Origin of the sequence: Actinoplanes sp. NBRC 103695 (assembly GCF_030269485.1) — a bacterium.
Classification (GTDB): domain Bacteria; phylum Actinomycetota; class Actinomycetes; order Mycobacteriales; family Micromonosporaceae; genus Actinoplanes.
The window spans coordinates 27,390-45,246 of sequence record NZ_BSTL01000002.1; the positions used below are offsets into that span (position 1 = coordinate 27,390).

Annotated in this window: 16 protein-coding genes; 7 read left to right on the forward strand and 9 right to left on the reverse strand. The window is 70.8% G+C overall.

The window, feature by feature from the left end; all coding sequences use genetic code 11:
* Positions 1-207: 207 nt before the first annotated feature.
* Positions 208-1,608: a LuxR C-terminal-related transcriptional regulator gene (locus QSK31_RS02510; RefSeq protein ID WP_285680526.1), complete on the reverse strand. Its 1,401-nt coding sequence runs from the start codon at positions 1,606-1,608 to the stop codon at positions 208-210.
* 106 nt (positions 1,609-1,714) lie between these two features.
* On the opposite strand from QSK31_RS02510, the gene QSK31_RS02515 reads away from it, so the two are divergent.
* Positions 1,715-2,293, forward strand: a complete 579-nt coding sequence (locus QSK31_RS02515) for a hypothetical protein (protein ID WP_285680528.1) — start codon at positions 1,715-1,717, stop codon at positions 2,291-2,293.
* Here QSK31_RS02515 and QSK31_RS02520 read toward each other — a convergent pair.
* Complete coding sequence (locus QSK31_RS02520) at positions 2,262-2,687, reverse strand: NUDIX domain-containing protein (RefSeq protein ID WP_285680530.1); 426 nt, start codon at positions 2,685-2,687, stop codon at positions 2,262-2,264. The genes QSK31_RS02515 and QSK31_RS02520 overlap by 32 nt on opposite strands.
* Positions 2,688-2,842: 155 nt before the next feature.
* On the opposite strand from QSK31_RS02520, the gene QSK31_RS02525 reads away from it, so the two are divergent.
* Complete coding sequence (locus QSK31_RS02525; protein ID WP_285680531.1) at positions 2,843-3,622, forward strand: class I SAM-dependent methyltransferase; 780 nt, start codon at positions 2,843-2,845, stop codon at positions 3,620-3,622.
* Here QSK31_RS02525 and QSK31_RS02530 read toward each other — a convergent pair.
* Together QSK31_RS02530 and QSK31_RS02535 are read right to left on the reverse strand one after the other, a co-directional pair.
* On the reverse strand, positions 3,590-4,447 hold the full coding sequence (locus tag QSK31_RS02530; protein WP_285680533.1) for an aldo/keto reductase: 858 nt from the start codon (positions 4,445-4,447) through the stop codon (positions 3,590-3,592). The two genes, QSK31_RS02525 and QSK31_RS02530, sit on opposite strands and share 33 nt — an antisense overlap.
* 198 nt (positions 4,448-4,645) lie before the next feature.
* A complete protein-coding gene (locus QSK31_RS02535) occupies positions 4,646-5,746 on the reverse strand; it encodes a DNA glycosylase AlkZ-like family protein (RefSeq protein WP_285680535.1) in 1,101 nt (366 codons plus the stop codon).
* A gap of 193 nt (positions 5,747-5,939) precedes the next feature.
* Between QSK31_RS02535 and QSK31_RS02540 the strand changes: the two genes are divergently transcribed.
* From QSK31_RS02540 to QSK31_RS02555, 4 genes are all read left to right on the forward strand, one after another.
* Positions 5,940-7,649: a serine/threonine-protein kinase gene (locus QSK31_RS02540; protein WP_285680536.1), complete on the forward strand. Its 1,710-nt coding sequence runs from the start codon at positions 5,940-5,942 to the stop codon at positions 7,647-7,649.
* A gap of 72 nt (positions 7,650-7,721) precedes the next feature.
* Positions 7,722-8,306: a DUF2087 domain-containing protein gene (locus tag QSK31_RS02545; RefSeq protein ID WP_285680538.1), complete on the forward strand. Its 585-nt coding sequence runs from the start codon at positions 7,722-7,724 to the stop codon at positions 8,304-8,306.
* Positions 8,307-8,397: 91 nt separating this feature from the next.
* Positions 8,398-9,342 (forward strand): phosphotransferase family protein, encoded by a 945-nt coding sequence (locus tag QSK31_RS02550; RefSeq protein ID WP_285680540.1) that lies wholly within the window; start codon positions 8,398-8,400, stop codon positions 9,340-9,342.
* 270 nt (positions 9,343-9,612) lie between these two features.
* Positions 9,613-10,107 carry a GNAT family N-acetyltransferase gene (locus QSK31_RS02555; protein WP_285681351.1) on the forward strand — a complete coding sequence of 165 codons (495 nt, stop codon included), beginning with the start codon at positions 9,613-9,615 and terminating at the stop codon, positions 10,105-10,107.
* Between the two features lie 198 nt (positions 10,108-10,305).
* Here QSK31_RS02555 and QSK31_RS02560 read toward each other — a convergent pair whose 3' ends face one another.
* Complete coding sequence (locus QSK31_RS02560) at positions 10,306-11,307, reverse strand: LacI family DNA-binding transcriptional regulator (RefSeq protein ID WP_285680542.1); 1,002 nt, start codon at positions 11,305-11,307, stop codon at positions 10,306-10,308.
* 143 nt (positions 11,308-11,450) lie between these two features.
* On the opposite strand from QSK31_RS02560, the gene QSK31_RS02565 reads away from it, so the two are divergent.
* Complete coding sequence (locus QSK31_RS02565; RefSeq protein WP_285680544.1) at positions 11,451-13,292, forward strand: glycoside hydrolase family 127 protein; 1,842 nt, start codon at positions 11,451-11,453, stop codon at positions 13,290-13,292.
* Positions 13,293-14,657: 1,365 nt separating this feature from the next.
* Here QSK31_RS02565 and QSK31_RS02570 read toward each other — a convergent pair.
* The 4 genes from QSK31_RS02570 to QSK31_RS02585 are packed head-to-tail and all read right to left on the reverse strand — an operon-like array spanning position 14,658 to position 17,796.
* Entirely contained in the window at positions 14,658-15,524 is an 867-nt protein-coding gene (locus QSK31_RS02570; RefSeq protein WP_285680545.1) for an ABC transporter permease, read from the reverse strand.
* A complete protein-coding gene (locus tag QSK31_RS02575; RefSeq protein ID WP_285680547.1) occupies positions 15,514-16,257 on the reverse strand; it encodes an ABC transporter ATP-binding protein in 744 nt (247 codons plus the stop codon). Before QSK31_RS02575 ends, QSK31_RS02570 begins: the two co-directional genes overlap by 11 nt.
* Position 16,258: 1 nt before the next feature.
* Positions 16,259-17,326 (reverse strand): ABC transporter substrate-binding protein, encoded by a 1,068-nt coding sequence (locus QSK31_RS02580; RefSeq protein ID WP_285680551.1) that lies wholly within the window; start codon positions 17,324-17,326, stop codon positions 16,259-16,261.
* 50 nt (positions 17,327-17,376) lie between these two features.
* On the reverse strand, positions 17,377-17,796 hold the full coding sequence (locus QSK31_RS02585) for an RrF2 family transcriptional regulator (RefSeq protein WP_285681354.1): 420 nt from the start codon (positions 17,794-17,796) through the stop codon (positions 17,377-17,379).
* Between the last annotated feature and the right edge of the window lie 61 nt (positions 17,797-17,857).

A 17,857-nucleotide genomic window follows, 5' to 3' on the forward strand; every position in this document is an offset into this window, starting at 1 on the left:
TCGAGGACGCCAATTCAAGATCAAGAGCTTGATGTCGTGCCTGAGTGGGTGGTGCTGACCGTCGCTCACGCCGAGGCCGGGCGCACGGCTCTTGGCCGCTGCGCGTCCAGAACAGAGCCGCGCACCCTTCATTCTGCGTGCGTGCCCACCCGCCGGGCGCTCCGCGCCCAACCCCACCCCGCCGACGCTTTGCTCCGTTTCGCCTGTCTAAGCGCGCAGGAACGTCAGGACGGCCCGCACCCGGCGGTGCTCGCGTTCGTGCTGGATCAGGCCGAGCTTGGTGAAGATCGACGTGACGTGTGCCTCGACGGTCTTGATCGCCAGGTGCAGGTCGGCGGCGACCGCGGCGTTGGACAGGCCCTGGGCCATCAGGGCGAGCACGGCCCGCTCGCGCACGGTGAGCGCGTCCAGCGGGTCGCGCTCGCGCCGCCGGGCGACCAGCCGGGACACCAGGTCGGGGTCGATGACGGTCTCGCCGCGGGCCACCCTCCGCACGTCGGTGCCGAACGCGGCCAGGTCGGAGACCCGGTCCTTGAGCAGGTAACCCACGCCGCCGTCGAACTCGGTCATCAGCCGCAACGCGTGGTGCACCTCGACGTACTGGGACAGCAGCATCAGGCCGACGCCGGGCGCCGCCGCGGTGTCGATGCCCTCGGCCGCGAAACCGGGCGGCATGCGCAGGTCGATCACGGAGACGTCGGGCGGGTCGGCGCGCACCAGGCTCAGCAGGGCCGCGCCGTCGCCGGCCTGCCCGGTAACCGTGAAGCCGATGTCGGTCAGCACTCGGGCCATGACGGCGTAGCCCGCGGTCACCACCGCCGCCATCGCGCCGAGGACCAGCGACTTGTTGATCACCGGGTCGATGTCGTAGAGGCGGTATCGGAGGATCGCCGCGCCGGCCGCCACGGCGAGCAGCGGCGCCGTCAGCGTCCCGGGCACCGGTGACTTCCCGACGGCGAGGCCGAGCAGCATCACGGCGGCGGACACCGTCACCGCGTACAGGAACCAGCGCATCTGCCGGGCCTCGTCGCCGCGGGCCCGCCGTACCCGCACCACCACGCAGGCCACCCAGGTCAGCTGGAACAGCAGATAGCCGACCGGCCGGGCGACGCGGTAGAACGCCTCCGCGGCGGCCGTCCCCGGCAGATCGAACGGATGCCCCGCGACCAGGCCGATGCGGGCGTACTCGACCGGCCACAGCGCCGACACCGTGGCGAGGACCAGCCCCGCCGCGGCGAGGACCACGACGACGGGCACCCACCCGCGGGAGGGGAGCCGCCCGGTCGGGAAGCACATCACCGTCACGCCGATCAGCACCAGCACCAGCGGGAGCGGCCAGACCCCGAACCAGGCGACCCAGGAGGCACCCGGGAGCGGTCCGGCGTGCAGGCCGTACTCCCGCCCGGCGAACATCACCGCGTGCGCGACACCGACCGCGACGAACAGCCGGCCCTCCCGGTTGCCCGGCCGGCGGCGGACCACGTACATCCCGACCGCGGTGAACGAGGCCGCGATCAGCCCGTTGTGCAGATTGCCGAGGTGCGGGCCGAGCACGAAGCCGCCGGCGACCGGCACAGCGGTCGCCACACCCACCAGCCAGCGCAGCACGTCTGTATCGTGCCAGCGCCGAAGCCCCCTGTGACCAGGGTTAACCCGGCGATTGTCCCGGGCCGGCCCCGATGCCCGCCGTGGCCGGCGCGACGACGGTGGGTGCATGACTTCCACACCCCTGGAGCGACTCCTCACCGGTTCGCTCGTCGTAGCGCCCGCCGTCTATCTGATCGCCGATCTCCTGTACGCGACCCGGGGCTGGGACGACCCGGCCGCCGCCGTGGTGCACGTCCTGGGTGCGGTCGGCTACACGCTCGTCATGGTCCGCCTGGCGACCCTCGGCCACGGCGTCCTGGCGGCGATCCTGCTCGTGGCCGGAGCGTTCGGCGCGGCCGGCGACGTCGCGTACGGCTTCAACACCATCCACGTCTCGCTGGGCGACACCAACCTGGTCGACGCCACCGGCGCCGCCACGCTGATCAAGCCGCTCGGCCTCTGTTTCCAGCTCTCGTTGCTGCTGGGCGCCGTGGTCCTGCGCCCGAACGCGCCCGCCTGGACCGTTGCTCTGCTGGGCGTGAGCGCGCTGGCCTGGCCGGTCGCTCACATCGCCAACATCGGCTGGCTGGCCGTGCTGGTGAACGTGGCTCTCGTCGCCGCCTTCGGAGCCGTCGCCGCCAGCCTGCGGACAACCACCGGATCGCCTGACGTGGTCAGGCCCGGTGCCCGGCAAGGACCTGCCTGAACATCGCCAGGTAGCTGTCGTGAGCCAGGGACAAGTCTCCGAGTGCGTCCGCGGCGAACCACGCGATGGCATCGTGTTCGTCCGGCGCGACGTTGGCCGGAGACCCGGTCCACGCTTCGATCAGCCAGATCAGCATGGAGAACGTGTCGCCAAGAATTTCCCGCATGGGCGGACCCGACGGCGCCGCTATGTCGATGCCCAATTCCTCCCGGATCTCCCGAGCAAGTGCCGCGCCAGGAGGTTCCCCGGGCTCGACGTGCCCACCGGGCAGATCCCAGACATCGGGATACCAACGGCGCCGCGGAGACCGGTGACAAAGCAGTAAGCGGTCGCCGTCCCGCAGCAACGCCGCGACGACGCGAGCCTTGGAAGCGTCATCCGCGGAGATCGACACGGCCGAATTCTGCCACGGTCAGGTCTGGCCGACTGATCGATCACGGCCAGCAGCGCCAGCGGGACCGACGGTGGTGCGAGGGGTGACGGCTGAGTCAGACTGTGGCGGTGACTGTGGAGACGCCGGATCAGCGCGGGGCGCGGGAGCTGCGGCGTGTGCTCTTCGATGAGGTTGCGGGGCTTTATGACGCCACTCGTCAGGGTTATCCCAGGGAGCTTGTCGATGCGGTTGTCGACGATGCGGCGATCGGGCCGGGCGCCGCTGTGCTGGAGATCGGCTGCGGCACCGGGCAGCTCACCCGGCAGCTTGCCGGGCGGGGCTTCGACCTGACCGCCATCGACATCGGGGCGGCGATGGTGGAAGCCGCCCGGGGCAACGTCGCGGATGAGGCCGCGCGGTTCGAAGTGTGCTCCTTCGAGGACTTCGCGGGCGGCGGGCCGTTCGATCTCATCGTGTCGGCCACGGCCTTCCACTGGATCGATCCCGGCGTGGGTCTGGCCAAAGCCGCCCGGCTGCTCCGGCCCGGCGGCTGGCTGGCGCTGCTGACCACGGGAGAACGCTATCCGGAGCAGCTGTGGGGCGGGATGCGCGAACTGTGGGTCAGGTACAGCCGCCAGACCGGGGAGTGGGCCGACCAGCCGTCCTGGCTGGCGGCGCTGCGGGACAGCGAACTCTTCGGCGCGACCGTCGAAGCCGGCCACGCCACTGCTCTGCGCCTTCCCGCGGAGACCGTGCTCGGTGTCGAACGCACCCGTGCCACGTTCCTCAGCTTCACCGAGCAGGATCAGGCGGACTTCACCAGGGAACTCACGGCGCTGCTGGAGCCGGGCTCCCACATCGACGTGGTTCAGGAGAGTTTCCTGGCCATGGCACCCACGAGCCGGCGCTCAGACGAACAGGGCTCAGACGAACAGAGGCTCCACCTGACGCCGTGACGCCAGGTCGTCCATGGTCTCGTCCGACGGGCGCTGCTCGTAGCGTTCCGCCGCGTCGAGCAGCAGCGGCAGGATGTCGACGTCGCCGGTGGTCAGCAGGAAAGCCTCCGGACGGCCGAGCACCCAGTGCACCGCCTGGTCAATGTCGGCCTGGTCGCGCAGCGGCTCGTACCAGGTGGACGCGGACTTCGGGCGGCCCTCCCAGCGGCGCAGCGCCAAGCTCTTGATCGTCTGCAGGGCGACCTGGCGTTCGGCGCACACGGCGGCCAGCGCCTCGAACGTCTCCGCGTACCGCGGGTCGCGCATCTGCACGTAGTTGTAGGGCGCCAGCACCGAGTCGAACGGGAAGCGCTCCAGGCTGCGGCGGTGCATCTCGGGCACCGGCAGGCCGTGCCCGGTCACGCCGATGAACCGGACCAGGCCCTCCTCGCGCGCCTCGATCGCCGCCTCGAGGGCGCCGTTCGGGCCCAGGGCGGTCTCCCACTCGATGACGTCGACCAGGTTGTGCAACTGGATGGAGTCGATCCGGTCGACGCCGAGGCGGTCCAGCGAGCGGCGGATCTCCTCGCGCGCGCCGCGGTAGGTCCGCTCGCCGGTCTTGGTCGCCAGGAAGAACTCGCCGGGGTGCCGCCGCAGCCAGGTCGCCACCCGCAGCTCGGCGTCGCCGTAGCCCGCGGCGACGTCGATGTGGTTGATGCCGTGCCGCACCAGCAGGTCGAGGGCGCGGTCCGCCTCCGTCTTGCTGACACTGCCGAGGGCCGCGCCGCCGAAGATGACACGGCTCGACTCGTGTCCGGTGGCTCCGAACGCCATCCGAGGGATCATGCTGTGAGCCTAACCCCGGCCGACCTGTTGCACCGGAGGGTCGGTATTCCGGCTCCGCGCGGGTTCTCGCGTCCGGGCTGCTGGGGAAGGGCGGCGCAGACGATGATGGGTTCGTGGGGATCGGTCTCCGGGCCGGGACAGCCGTGGCGACGGTGGCGGCCGTCGCCGCTCCCATCCACCTACAGATCTTGATCTTGGTTACTTGATCAGCAGGTCGAGGTCGAGCCAGCCGGTCAGGTCCGCGAGCTCGGCCTCCACCGCGGCGGCGGTCGCCGGCTCGAACGGCTCGTCCTCGTGGATCGCGTCGACGCGCAGCACACCCTCGGTGCGGTCGGCGGTGGCGTCGACCTTCCCGATCAGGCGGTCGCCGTGCAGGATCGGCAGCGCCCAGTAGCCCCACCGGCGCTTGGCCGCCGGCTTGTACATCTCCAGCTGGTACTCGTACTCGAAGATCTCGGTCATCCGCTTGCGGTCGTAGACCAGGCGGTCGAGCGGGGACAGCAGCGCCGTGCGGCCGGTGAAGTCGCGGCCCAGGTAGGCGGGGTCGACGCGCCACTTGCCGCGGACGCCCTCGATGGTCGCCGGCTCGCCAACCTCGCCCACGTGGTTGGGCTCGCCGGGAGTGGCGGTCGCGCGGGCGCGGGCGATCCCCAGCGCATGCAGCCGGCGCTCGTCGCGGATGCGCAGCGCCTCGTCGGCCGGGACCGGCGGGTCGTCGGGGTAGACGCGCTCGGCGAGGTCCCACAGCCGGTCGCGGCCGCGGCGCCCGACCACGGCCACCTCGCCGCGGGACGCCATCTGGTCGAGCAGGCGGATCACGTTGCGGTCGTTGTTCCAGCCCGAGGAGCGCCACGGGACGATGGTCAGGTCGGGGAACGCGCGGGCGGTCAGCGGGTTCTCGTCGAAGAGCCGCTCCAGGATGTGGCGGCGGCAGTCGTCGTTCGCGCGCACCCAGTCCTCCAGCGCGGCCTCCCACTCGGCGATCTCGCCGCGGCCGGGCCAGTCGGCCATGTCGGCGCGGAACAGGGCGATGTCCTCGGCGGGGCGGATCAGCATGTGCAGCTCGACCAGCGACTGGTCGGCGAGCGCGGCGGCCAGTTCCTCGGGCGCGTACCCGGAACCGAGGCGGCTCCACAGCACCAGGTCGGCGCTGGGCGCGACGGCGGCGGTCTGGTCGTACTGAAGAAGGGTGAGGTGGCGGACCGCGGCCATCATGTCCGGTGGCCGTGTGTGATCGAGCAGTTGCGCGGTGATCGCGATGCGCCGCGCCTCGTCGCGAGTGAGCTGGTGAACCGCCATGCGCGGAGGTTAGCGGCCGGGTACGACAGCCTTCATGGAAATACGAGGGATTCCGTGAGTTGGTTCATCTTCCCCTGGACTTTGCACGATTGACCTCGATCTAATCCCCACACGTGCGTCGGACGGTCACACCCGCGTCGATCAGGGTATGGTCCGCCACGGCGTGCCGTCTGACTTCGGAGGGGAATCGGGTATGAGCATGCCCCTGCATCCGGCCGAGGCCACCACCCTCGGACCGTACGAGCTTCTGGGGCGGTTGGGCCGTGGCGGTATGGGCGCGGTCTACCTCGGCCGGTCACCGGACGGCCACAAGGTCGCCATCAAGGTGATCCGGGCCGAGCTGAGCGACCGTGAGCTGCGCGCGCGGTTCCGCAGCGAGGTGAACCGGCTGCGTCAGGTGCCGTCGTTCTCCACCGCCGCGGTGCTCGACGCGAACCTCGACCACGACCCGGCCTACCTGGTCGTCGAGTACGTCGACGGGCCCAGCCTGGCCGACGTCGTCCGCGACCGTGGCCCGATGTCGCGCGAGCAGCTGCACGGGGTGGCCATCGGCATCACCACGGCGCTGTCCGCGATCCACGGCGCCGGGGTCATCCACCGCGACCTCAAGCCGGAGAACGTGCTGCTCCCGGTCGGCGGCGTCAAGGTCATCGACTTCGGCATCGCCCGCTCGTTCGACGTGACCAGCGCCCACACGCGCACCGACCAGATGGTCGGCACGGTCGCCTACATGGCGCCGGAGCGGTTCGCCTCGGACGGCAGCAACACGGTCACGCCGGCCTCGGACATCTTCGCCTGGGGCGTGATGGTGGCGTACGCGGCGACCGGGCGCACGCCGTTCGCCGCCGACTCGCCGCCCGCCACCGCGATGAAGATCCTGAGCCGGCCGCCGAACCTGACCGGCCTGCACCAGCCGATGCGTGACCTGGTCGAACGGGCGCTGGCCAAGGACCCGAACCATCGGCCGACCGCCCGCCAGCTGCTGGACGCGCTGCTGGTCGACGACGGCCGCTCCACAGCCTCCAGTCCCCGGACGGCCGGGCGTCCCGCGGCGGCCGGGCCTCCTGCCGCAGCCGGGCGACCCCAGACCGCCGGGCGTCCACCGTCGGCCGGCTGGGCCGGGCATCCCGCCGCGGCCGGACGCGCCACGGTCGCGCCTGCGCGGTCCGACTTCGCCGCGCCGCCCGTGGGTCCCGGAACCAGCAGGGCGCCCCGATCGATCGAACGTCTCACCGCGCGGACCTCGCACCGCCGCAAGCGCAATGCCCTCGCCGTGGCGGGCGGCGCGGTCGCGCTCACCGCGGCAGTCATCCTCGGACTCTCCCTCCACGCGCCGATCGGGGAGGCGGACGTCCCCGCGCCGCGAGCCGCCGCTCAGCAGGCCGGCGGTGCCGCGGCGGCCGACAACTCGACCAACTCCGCGCCCGCGCCCGCGCGCCCGCAGCGGGCCGCCACTCCCGCCGCCCTGCTCGAGCTGCTGTCCCGGATGTATCCCGGCCGCACCCTGGCGCGCGCCGCGACGGCCGAGGAGAACGGCCTGTGGGTGCAGGTGCTGATGGACGACGGCGACGGCCCCGGTCGCCTCGCCCTGTCGGTCAGCCGCGACAAGAACCCCGATTCCGACGTACGCGCGGGCGCCCCGGAGGTGACCGTCGAGCGTCTGGCGGGCAACTGCATCCAGGACGTGGTCGTCCGGGCGGACTGGAGCGACGGCACGCACGTGTCCGTCGACGTCTCCACCTGTCTGCCCTGGAACGGCTCGGAGAACCCGGAGTCGCCGCCGCCCCTGACCGTCGCCGAGGCGAGGAAGCTGGTGGCCGACCCGCGCTGGGGCGTCACGATGGACGCCGAGCTGGTCGCCGCGGGCGCCAAGCACTTCCCCAAGATCATCAAGCTCGGCTAGATTCCCGCTGATCGACGGGACGGGCAGGAAACTCGATGGGCGCGGGCGCGCTGCTCTCGTACGGTGGTCGGCATGTCGCTCGAAGCCGCGCGTGCCGCCGACGTCCTCGCCGCGCTCTCCAGCCCGATCCGCCTGTCCGCCCTGGCCGAGCTGACCCGCCGCGGCCGTGAGGGCGCCACCATCGCCGAGCTGGCGTACGCGCTGGACGCCTCGGTGCCGCAGACCGGCGACGCCTGTGCCCGCCTGGTGGCGCTGGGCCTGGCGACGGGCTCCGGCAACGGCGTCTACCGGGCCCGTCCGGAGGGCCTGCGCGACGCGGCGGCCGCCGTTGACAACCTGCAGCCGATCTCTCCGCTGCTGACCGAGTACCCGCAGCTCCGCGGCTATTTCGCGCACGGCCGCCTGTCGTCGATGCCGCCCACGCTGAGCGAGCGGTACACCCAGCTGGGCCAGCTGCTGGCCCGCTTCCTCGACCTGGACGGCCTGTACACCGAGGACGAGATCAACAAGAGGCTGGCCGAGGTGACCGACGACGTGGCCGGCGTCCGCCGCATGATGGTCGACACGGGCTGGCTGGAGCGCGACCGGGCCGGCTCCACGTACGGCGCCGGCCGCCCGGTGCCCGCCGCTGTGGACGGATCACCGAGAACGGCCTAGTTGTGCTGTCCAGGGACGTTGGTCAACCTGGTTACCGGTGGCGGGCCGCCGGTGGCGGTGTGCGACCGGCTGGATCGTTCATGCTGACGGGATGGCGTTGACGTGGCTGGACGAGCCGACTGTGGATGCGTTGCGGGCCGCGCTGCGCAAAGTAGCGCCTGACCTGGCCGACGGCACGATCGTGCCCCGCGGGCTGGAGCCGAGCGACGATCCGCGGTGGCGCGCGGCCAGTGCCGAGGTCGATGGACGGTTCGTGGTGAAGTTCGCCTGGGCGAGGCCGCCCGCACTGCGGATCTGCCATCAGGCACGACTGCTGGACGCGCTGCGGGTGGCAGCACCGTCGTTGCCGCTGCCCACGGTAGTGATCGCGTCTCGTAATCCGGCGATGCTGATAACTCATCGGGCGGCCGTGGTGCCGTTCTTCCACGTACGACACGAGATCACGTTGGCTGACCGCCCGAAGGCCGCGGGTGATCTTGCTGCGGTTCTTGCGGGACTGCACAACCCTGATGTGCTGAAGGCGGTGTCCGAGGCCGTGGGCGTTCTGCCCCGGCCGATGGCGCATGCCTCGACCGACACCCTCCGTGCCCGATTCGGGGCGTTGATCCGGCCCGAGCAGCGGGACCGATTGTCGACCTGGTGTGACTGGGCTGACCGAGTACTCGCGGCGCCCGGCCGGGACGTACTGGTGCACGGCGACTTCCACGGCGACAACCACCTCTGGGACCGTGAGTCGTTGAGGCTGCGTCTTGTCGTCGATTGGGAGACCGCGGGTGCAGGCGAACCAGAATTCGACCTGCGATGCCTGCCCGGGGACTGCGGTATCGAGCTGTTCGTGGCGACAGTGACCGCGTACGAGCGGGTCTCCGGCGCGACGTTGAACATGGACCGGATCATGGCTTGGCACCTGCGCACCGTTCTTGGTGACGCGTTGTGGCGGGCCGAGGCCGGAGTCGCCTTGCCGGACCATCGCGCGCCGGCGCAATGGGTCGATGACCTGGACGCCCGATTCACTGCTCTCGGAACATTCGGCTAGACAGCGGCTCAGGTGGGCCACTTGATCATCTTGAGCTCCTGCCAGATCGGCTACCTGCACCGCCTCCGGCGCGGCGACGCGGGCCGCCTCCAATGGTGAGATCAGCTATTGGAAGTGTCGGAATGCCCGAGCTGTCGGTGTGCTGGTCAGCATGCCTCGCCCGTACGGATGAACGTGTCCAGGCGGCGTGGGTCTTGCCGATCGTGCGGGTGAGTGGGGGATATTCATTGGCGTTGCCGTCGTCGGGGATGCAAGGTCAGCGGCGTGGTGATGGTGAGAAGGTTCCGTGATACCGACGCGCCCGTGTTGTGGGCGTTGAACGCGCTGCCGAACATCGGTGAGACGGCGGATTCTGGGGTGCCGATCCCGTTGCTGCCAGCGGTCACGCCGCCGGCCGGCTTTCCCGATCTCGCCGATGTCGAAGCGAGTTTCCTGGCGCAGGGTGGAGAGTTCCTGGTCGTCGAGTTGGACGGTCATATCGTGGGCATGGGCGGTTTCCGGCCCGGCGTTGAGGCTTGCGCCGAGGTGCTGCGGGTTCGGGTGCATCCGGCGATACGGCGTCGCGGGATCGGGCGAGCCCTGATGGCCGAACTGGAGCAGCGTGCGGCGCAGCGCGGACTTCGGGCGATGTGCCTCGACACGGCGACCAATCAGCCGGAGGCGATGGCGTTCTATCAGGGGCTCGGCTATCGAGAGGTCGGCCGTGAGTGCCGGCCGGGCTGGACGTGGACGCTGGTGTACTACGTCAAGACGCTCGTCGCGTGAACGTCGCGCAGCACGACGTCGGCTGTGGTGTTTTCGCTGGCTGAGATCGGCTGTGTAGGTGGCCCAGCCGCCGTTGGAGAGTTGCTGCCATTGGCGATCTCGTCGCCCGTCTGATGCAATTCCCGAGGGTTGGCGTAGGAGCCGGCCCGATCTCGGCAGATCACCGCCGGGCCCGGACTTTCACACCGGACAGCACACCTAGGACTCGCGGACGACGAGGTGGCTGGGCACGACGTGCACCCCGGGTGTGGGGTGGCCGTCGATGGCCGCCAGCAGGAGGTCGCCGGCTCGGTGGCCGACCTCCTCCAGGCCCAGGTCCACCGTCGTCAAGGGTGGGCGGGCCGCTTCGGCGACGACCCCCCAGTTGTCGATGCCGACCACGCCGGCCCGCATGGGCAGGGAGACGCCCGCCTCGCGGAGGCCGTCCAGCACGCCGCGGGCGATCACGTCGTTGCCGCAGAAGACGCCGTCGACATCCGGGGCCGTGCGGAGCACCTGCGCCACCGCGAACCTGCCCCACGCCTCGGTCCAGCTGCCGAACAGCGGCTCCCCGACGAGTTCCAGCTCGAAGGCGGCCAGGGAGGAAGCGGCGCCGGCCGCCCGTTCGCGGGCCGACTCGTGGGACTGCGGGCCGGTGATGTGGGCGATCCGGCGGCGGCCGGTCTTCACCAGGTGCTCGATGGCCAGGTGGGCGGCGCCGCGCTCGTCGCTGACCACGCTGCAGTCGTGCGGGTCGCGGCTGCGGCCGAACGCGTACACGACCGGGACCTGAAGGTTGTCGGCCAGCGGCTCGCGGGCGTCGGTGCGCCGGCCCGCCACGATGATGCCGTCGACCTGGCGTTCCAGGAGTTTGCGCAGGTGGTGCTGCTCGCGGATGGGGTCGTCGCGGCTGTCGCAGAGGAACGCGATCATTTCGCCGACGCCGAGTGAGTCCTCGACGCCGCGGGTCATCGGGATGCTGAACCGGCCGTAGCTGTCCGTCGTGATGATGCCGACGGTGAACGTGCGGCCGGTCAGCAGGCTGCGTGCCACGGCGCTCGGTGTGAAGCCCAGTTCCTCGGCCGCCGCGCGTACCCGAGCCCTTGTCTCCTCACGCAGCGTGCCGCGACCGTTGAGCGCCTTGGACGCCGTGCCCAGCGAGACACCCGCGAGGGCGGCGACGTCCGCGATCCCGACGCGCCGGGTGGCGGGAAGAGTCATCGCCACAGCCTAATCAGGAAAACGTTTTCCCTCCAACTGAAGCGTCATTCGTGATTCGAGAACGGTGCTTGACCGGTGAGCGAGGCCACTCCTACCTTGGCGTAGACAAACGGTTTCCTAGAAGTTTCCGAATCGGAGGCCATGTGAGCACCCCCGTCTCGCCGCGCACCGCGACCCGGCTCGAGCCGGCCGCCGCGCGCCTGGACAGCGAATCCTTCCTCGGCGCCTGGCAGCAGCTCAACGCGGACGCGACCATCCCGCACTGCATCGACAACCTCGAACGGTCCGGCGTGCTGGAGAACTTCCGCCGGCTCGCCGAGGCCGGCGCGGACGGCCCGGCCGGCGAGTTCCGGGGCTTCTGGTTCGCCGACTCCGACCTGTACAAGACACTCGAGGCGATCGGCTGGGAGCAGGGCCGCAGCGGCACCGGGCAGTACGCGGCGCTGCTCGACGAGGTGGCGGAACTGTTCGACACGGTGCAGACCGCGGACGGCTACCTCAACACGTACGTGCAGGGCACCCCGGGCGTGAGCGAGTTCGCCCACCCCGAGTTCGCGCACGAACTGTACTGCGCCGGCCACCTCATGCAGGCCGCCGTGGCACTGCACCGGGGAAGTGGCGACGAGCGTTTCCTGACCGTCGCCCGGCGGCTCGGCGACCTGGTCGTCAAACGCTTCGGCGACGACGGTCACCCGCTCATCGACGGTCATCCCGAGGTGGAGACCGCGCTGGTGGAGCTCTACCGGGAGACCGGCGAGCCGGCCTACCTGCACGCGGCCGAACTGCAGATCGAGCGCCGCGGCCACCGCTGGCTCGACCCCGGCCGGTTCGGCTCCTCCTACTACCAGGACCACCTGCCGGTGCGCGACAACACCGAGGCCATCGGCCACTCGGTGCGGCAGCTGTACCTGGGCGCCGGAGTCACCGACCTCTACCTGGAGAACGGCGACGAGTCGCTGCTGCGGGCGATGGAGGCGCTGTGGGACAGCGCGTTCCACACCAAGATGTACCTGACGGGTGGGCACGGTTCGCGGCACCGCGATGAGGCGTACGGCGACCCGTACGAACTGCCGCCGGACCGGGCGTACGCCGAGACCTGCGCCTCGATCGCCGCATTGCAGTGGAGCTGGCGGCTGCTGCTGGCCACCGGCAAGGCCCGGTACGCCGAGGAGATGGAACGCGCACTGCTCAACGCGATCGCCGCCTCCACCTCGAGCACCGGCAAGGAGTTCTTCTACTCCAACCCGTTGCAGCTGCGCACCGGGCACGACGGCTCGGACGAGGACTCGCCCAGCGTGCGACTGCCCTGGTACTCGTGCGCCTGCTGCCCGCCGAACCTGGCCCGGCTGCTCGCCTCGCTGCACGGCTACGCCGCCACGGCCGACGAGAACGGCCTCCAGCTGCACCTGCTGGCCGCGGGCACCTTCGAGGGCGGCGGGCTGCGGGTCACCGTGCGGACGGCGTACCCCAGCGAAGGCGATCTCGAGATCAGCGTGAGCGGCGCCGGGGAGCTGGCCGTCCGCGTGCCGGGCTGGGCTTCCGGCGCGACCGGGACGGCCGACGGCGGCGAGATCCTGGCCGGACCGGCCGCGGGCGAATACCTGCGAGTGTCCTGTCAGGACGGTGCGACCGTGCGGATCGGCCTGCCGATGTCACCGCGCCTGATCCGGGCCGACGACCGGGTGGACGCCGTCCGCGGCTGTGTGGCCGTCGCGCGCGGGCCGCTGGTCTTCTGCATCGAGCAGGCCGACCTGCCCGACGGTGTGCTGGTCGAGCAGATCCGGCTGGATCCGGCCGCCCCGATCATCGACGAGGGCCCACGGCTGCGCCTCTCCGGCCGGGTCGCCGCGCTGCAACCGGAGCTCTACCGGTCCTACAGGGCCGAGGAAGCCGAGCAACCCGAGGTCACCTTCACCGCGATCCCTTACCACTCCTGGGCGAACCGCGGACCCGGCGCCATGCGTGTCTGGCTCCCCACCACCTGAAGAAGGCACCCATGGTCCTGGCCTCCAACCAGATGCGCACCCTCAACTGCGGAGTCATGCAGGCCGGCGTAGCAGTCACGGCGATCCCGTGCATCGTGCTTTCCTGCTGCTGCAACGGTGTTACGTGAGCGGTCTCGTGGCCGGCGCGGTCAAATAGATCAAGAGCTTTTTGTCGTGCCTGGGTGGGTGGTGCGGACCGTCGCTCCCGCCGAGGCCGGGCCCACGGCTCCTGGCCGCTGCGCGTCCAAAACGGAGCCGCGCACCCTTCATTCTGCGTGCGTGCTCACCCTCCGGTCGCTCCGCGCCCTACCCACCCGGTCGCTCCGCGCCCTACCCACCCGGTCGCTCCGCGCCCTACCCACCCGGTCGCTCCGCGCCCTACCCACCCGGTCGCTCCGCGCCCTACCCACCCGGTCGCTCCGCGCCCCACCCACCCGGTCGCTCCGCGCCCCACCCCGGGTGCTCCGTCTCAACCCACCCGGGCGCTGCGCCCCTATCCCCGCCCGGGCGCTCGGCCTGGGAACTCCGTCCCGGCCCTGCCCGGGCACTCAGGTTGACGGTCTGTTGCGGCTCGCGCGGCGAGGATTTCGGGTGCGTGCCGTTGCTGCCGGCGCTTTCGCCGGGCGTGGGGTCAAGCCGTATGCCAGGCGGCCGGATTGCCCGCTCACGGTGGTAGCCGCCGCCCACGGTGGTAGCCGGGCACAAAAGTGGTGGCCCAGAGCGGCATTTCGGCCCGAATACCGCCCGGTCCTACCACTCACGCCCGGTCCTACCACTCACGCCCGATCCCACTACTCACGCTGACTCAACTAGTGCACGCCTGGCGAGAGCGGCGCGCCCGGCGAGAGCGGCGAGAGGGCGGCAGTGACGGTGAGCGGGCACCCCGGCCGCCTGGCGCCCGGCCCGGCCTGACGCTCGGCGGGAGCGGCGGCAGTGACGGTGAGCAGGCGCCCTGGCAGCCCGGCCGCGTGGCAGCCCGGCGACCGACGATCGGCGAAAGGGGCGGCAGTGACGCGAGTGGGCACCTCCCCGGCTTGGCGCGTAGCGCCGGAGGGTGCCCACTTACGCAGAATGAAGGGTGCGCGGCTCTGTTCTGGCCGCCCCGCGGCCTTGGAGCCGTGGGCCCGGCCTCGGCGTGAGCGACGGTCAGTACCACTCACCCAGGCACGACATCCAGCCTTTGATCTTGATCCTGCCGCGCGCCATTCACTCGGGCACGTCATCAGGTCCTGATCTTGATCCTGCCCCGCGCCACTCACCCAGGAACGACATCAAGCCCTGATCTTGATCCCGGCCCGCACCAGCGAACTGGTCGGCGATCGAGACATCGCGGTGAACCGGAATCACCCACCGGGCTACGACGTCCTAGGAACCGGTCAGCCCCCAGCGTTTGCGGAGGGCGTTGTCGGCCGCGTTGAAGAGCAGGTCGATCAGGATGCCGATGACCAGGACCACGATGATGTAGCTGATCACCAGGCTGGACTCGAAGAGGTCTCGGGAGTTCTGCATGCGGACGCCGATGGAGACCGCTCCGGGGACGATCACCAGGAGTTCGCCGGCCATCAGGCTGCGCCAGGAGAAGGCCCAGCCCTGCTTCAGACCGGAGACGAAAGACGGCAGGGACGCGGGCAGGATCAGGTGGCGGTACTTGGCGAAACCCTTCATGCCCAGCACCTGGCCCACGCGCAGCCAGGTGCGGGGGACGTAGTCGATGCCGCTGATCAGGCCGTTCGCCACGGACGGGGCGGCGCCGATCACCACGACGAAGAGGATTGCCTTCTCGCCGAGCTGGAACAGCAGGATCGCCAGCGGGAACCACATGATCGACGGCATCGTCTGGAGGCCGGTGATCAGGGAACCGATGGCCGCCCGCAGCGGGGGGACCGTGGCCACGGCCGCGCCGATCAGCGTGCCGATCAGCACCGCCAGGGCGAAGCCGGTGACCGCCCGGGTCATCGTCAGGCGCACGCCCGCCCAGAAGTCGGCCGTGGTGACCAGGTCGCCCAGGTCGGAGAAGACCGTGGCGGGGGCCGGGAGGACGAACGTCTCCTTCCAGCCGGAGAGCACCACGAGCTCCCAGATCAGGATCGCCAGGGCGATCGCCAGCAGCTTGGGCCAGGCGCTGCGCCAGATACGGCGGCCCAGGTCGGTGCGCCTGGTCGCGGGGGCGAGTTCGAGGGCGTCCAGGCCGGCGGTGGTGTCCCGCTGCGTCGGGATCAGGTCAGTGGGCATGACGGGCCACCTCCGCGCGGAGCTTGTCGGTGATCTCGGCGGCCTGGTTGGCCACCTCGGGGGAGTCGATGCGCCTGGGCCTCGGCGAGGTGACCGGGAAGTCCTCGATGACCCGGCCGGGGCGGCTGCTCAGCAGGATCACCCGGTCACCCAGGCGGACCGCCTCGCGGACGTTGTGGGTGACGAAGAGGACGGTCAGGCTCTGCTCGCGCCAGATCCGCTCCAGCTCGTCGTGCAGGATGTCGCGGGTCATCGCGTCCAGCGCGCCGAACGGCTCGTCCATCAGCAGGATGTCCGCCTCCTGGGCGAGCGCCCGGGCCAGCGCCACCCGCTGGCGCATGCCGCCGGAGAGCTCGTGCGGCCGCTTGTCCGCGAAGTCGCGCAGCCGCACGATCTCCAGAAGCTCCTCGGACCGTTTGCGGCGCTCGGCCCGGCCCATCCCGGCCAGGCGCAGCGGGAGCTCGACGTTGCCGGACACCGACAGCCACGGGAAGAGCGCGGCCTCCTGGAACATCAGCGAGACGCGCCGCCCGCCGATGTCCAGGACGCCGCCGCTGATCGCGTCGAGGCCGGCGACCAGCGAAAGCAGGGTGCTCTTGCCGCAGCCGGAGGCGCCGAGCAGGCAGACGAACTCGCCCTGCTCGACGGTGAGCGAAACGCGGTCCAGGGCGAGCAGGGCGGAGTCGCCCTGCCCGTACCGCTTGGAGACCCCGTCAAGGGTCAGCACGCTCATGTCAGGAGGCCGCGTCGGTGACTGCCGGCTGACCGTCGGCCTGGAGCACCTCGTTCAGCAGCGTCAGGTCGTAGATGCCCTTCAGGTCGACCGGTTTGAGCAGGCCGACGTCCTGGGCGTGCTGGGCGCTGGTGTAGAGCGACGGGGCGATCGGGTCGTTGGTGAAGCTCAGGTTGGCGAACGCGGACTTGAGCACCTCGGGCTTGAGCGGCTTGCCGCTGAGGGTCTCGAGCTGGGCGTTGGCGTCGGTCTGGGCCTTCTCGCCGTTGTCCTTGATGTACTTGATCGACGCCACGTGGCCCTGGATCAGCTTCTTGACCGTGCCCGGGTACTTCTTCAGGAAGTCCTGCTTGACGATCAGGTGGGTGGTGACGAACTGGCCGTTCGGCCACAGGTCCTTCTCGTTGACCAGGATCTTGCCCTTGGAGTCGAGCACCATCCGGCTCAGGTTGGGTTCGGGCACCCAGGCGCCGTCGATCGCGCCCTGCGCGAAGGCCTGGATCGCGGTCGCGTTGTCCTGCGGCAGCACCGACACGTCGCCGCCGCCCTGCTGGTCGGCGTTCAGGCCGTTCTGCTTCAGCCAGGCGCGCAGCGCCACGTCCTGGGTGTTGCCCAGCTGTGGCGTGGCGATCTTCTTGCCCTTGAGGTCGGCGGGGCCGTTGATGGCCGGCTTCACCACGAGACCGGCGCCGCCGGAGGTGCTGCCCGCGATGATCTTCAGGCCGGTGCCCTTGGTCTGGGACCAGCCGTTGATCGCCGGGTTCGGCCCGATGTACGTGGCGTCGATCGCCCCGGAGAACAGCGCCTCGATGGCGGCCGGGCCGGCGTTGAAGGTTTTCGCCTCCAGCTTGGTGGAGCCGAGGGCCTGCTGGAACAGGCCGTCCTTGACGCCGATCAGCGCGGGGGCGTGGGTGATGTTGGGGAAGTAGCCGAGCCGGATGGCGGACGCCTCGGCGGTGGCGCCGCTCCCGGAGGCGGCGGCGTCGTCGTCCCCGCCGCAGGCGGTGAGGGCGGCGGCGGATAAGACGGCGATGGAGAGCGCGCTCAGGGCGCGAAGGTGCAGGCGCACGGTGTCCTCAGTTCTCGGGATTCTGGTTCAGGAGGCGGGGAGAGCGGGCTTCAGGTGGTGGGCACGGCTTCGCTGCCGGCGGTGAGTTCGGCGAGGGTCTTGTGGTCGATGACGCCCTCGATGGCGGCTTCGACGGCGACCCAGACGTCGCGCAGGCCGGTCGCCGCGCCGTGGTAGACGGCGGTGGCGGTGGGCAGGCCTCGGACGGTGGTGAGCGCACCCCCGGCCGCGCGGACCACGTCGCCGACGGTGATGTCGGCGGCGTCGCGGGCGAGGTGGTAGCCCCCGACCACGCCGCGGTGGCTGTGCACCAGGCCGGCGCGCTTGAGGTCGAGCAGGATGCCCTGCAGGAAGCTGAGCGGAATGTCCTGGTCGGCGGCCAGGGTCGCGGCCTTGACCAGGTCGGGGTGCCGTGCGGTGAGCGAGAGCATCGCCTGGACGGCGTAGTCGGTGCGGGCCAGGACATGCATGTCCGGCACCCCCTCATTTTCTGCTTTCCCTATCTGTTGCATGGGAATAATGGATGAGGTG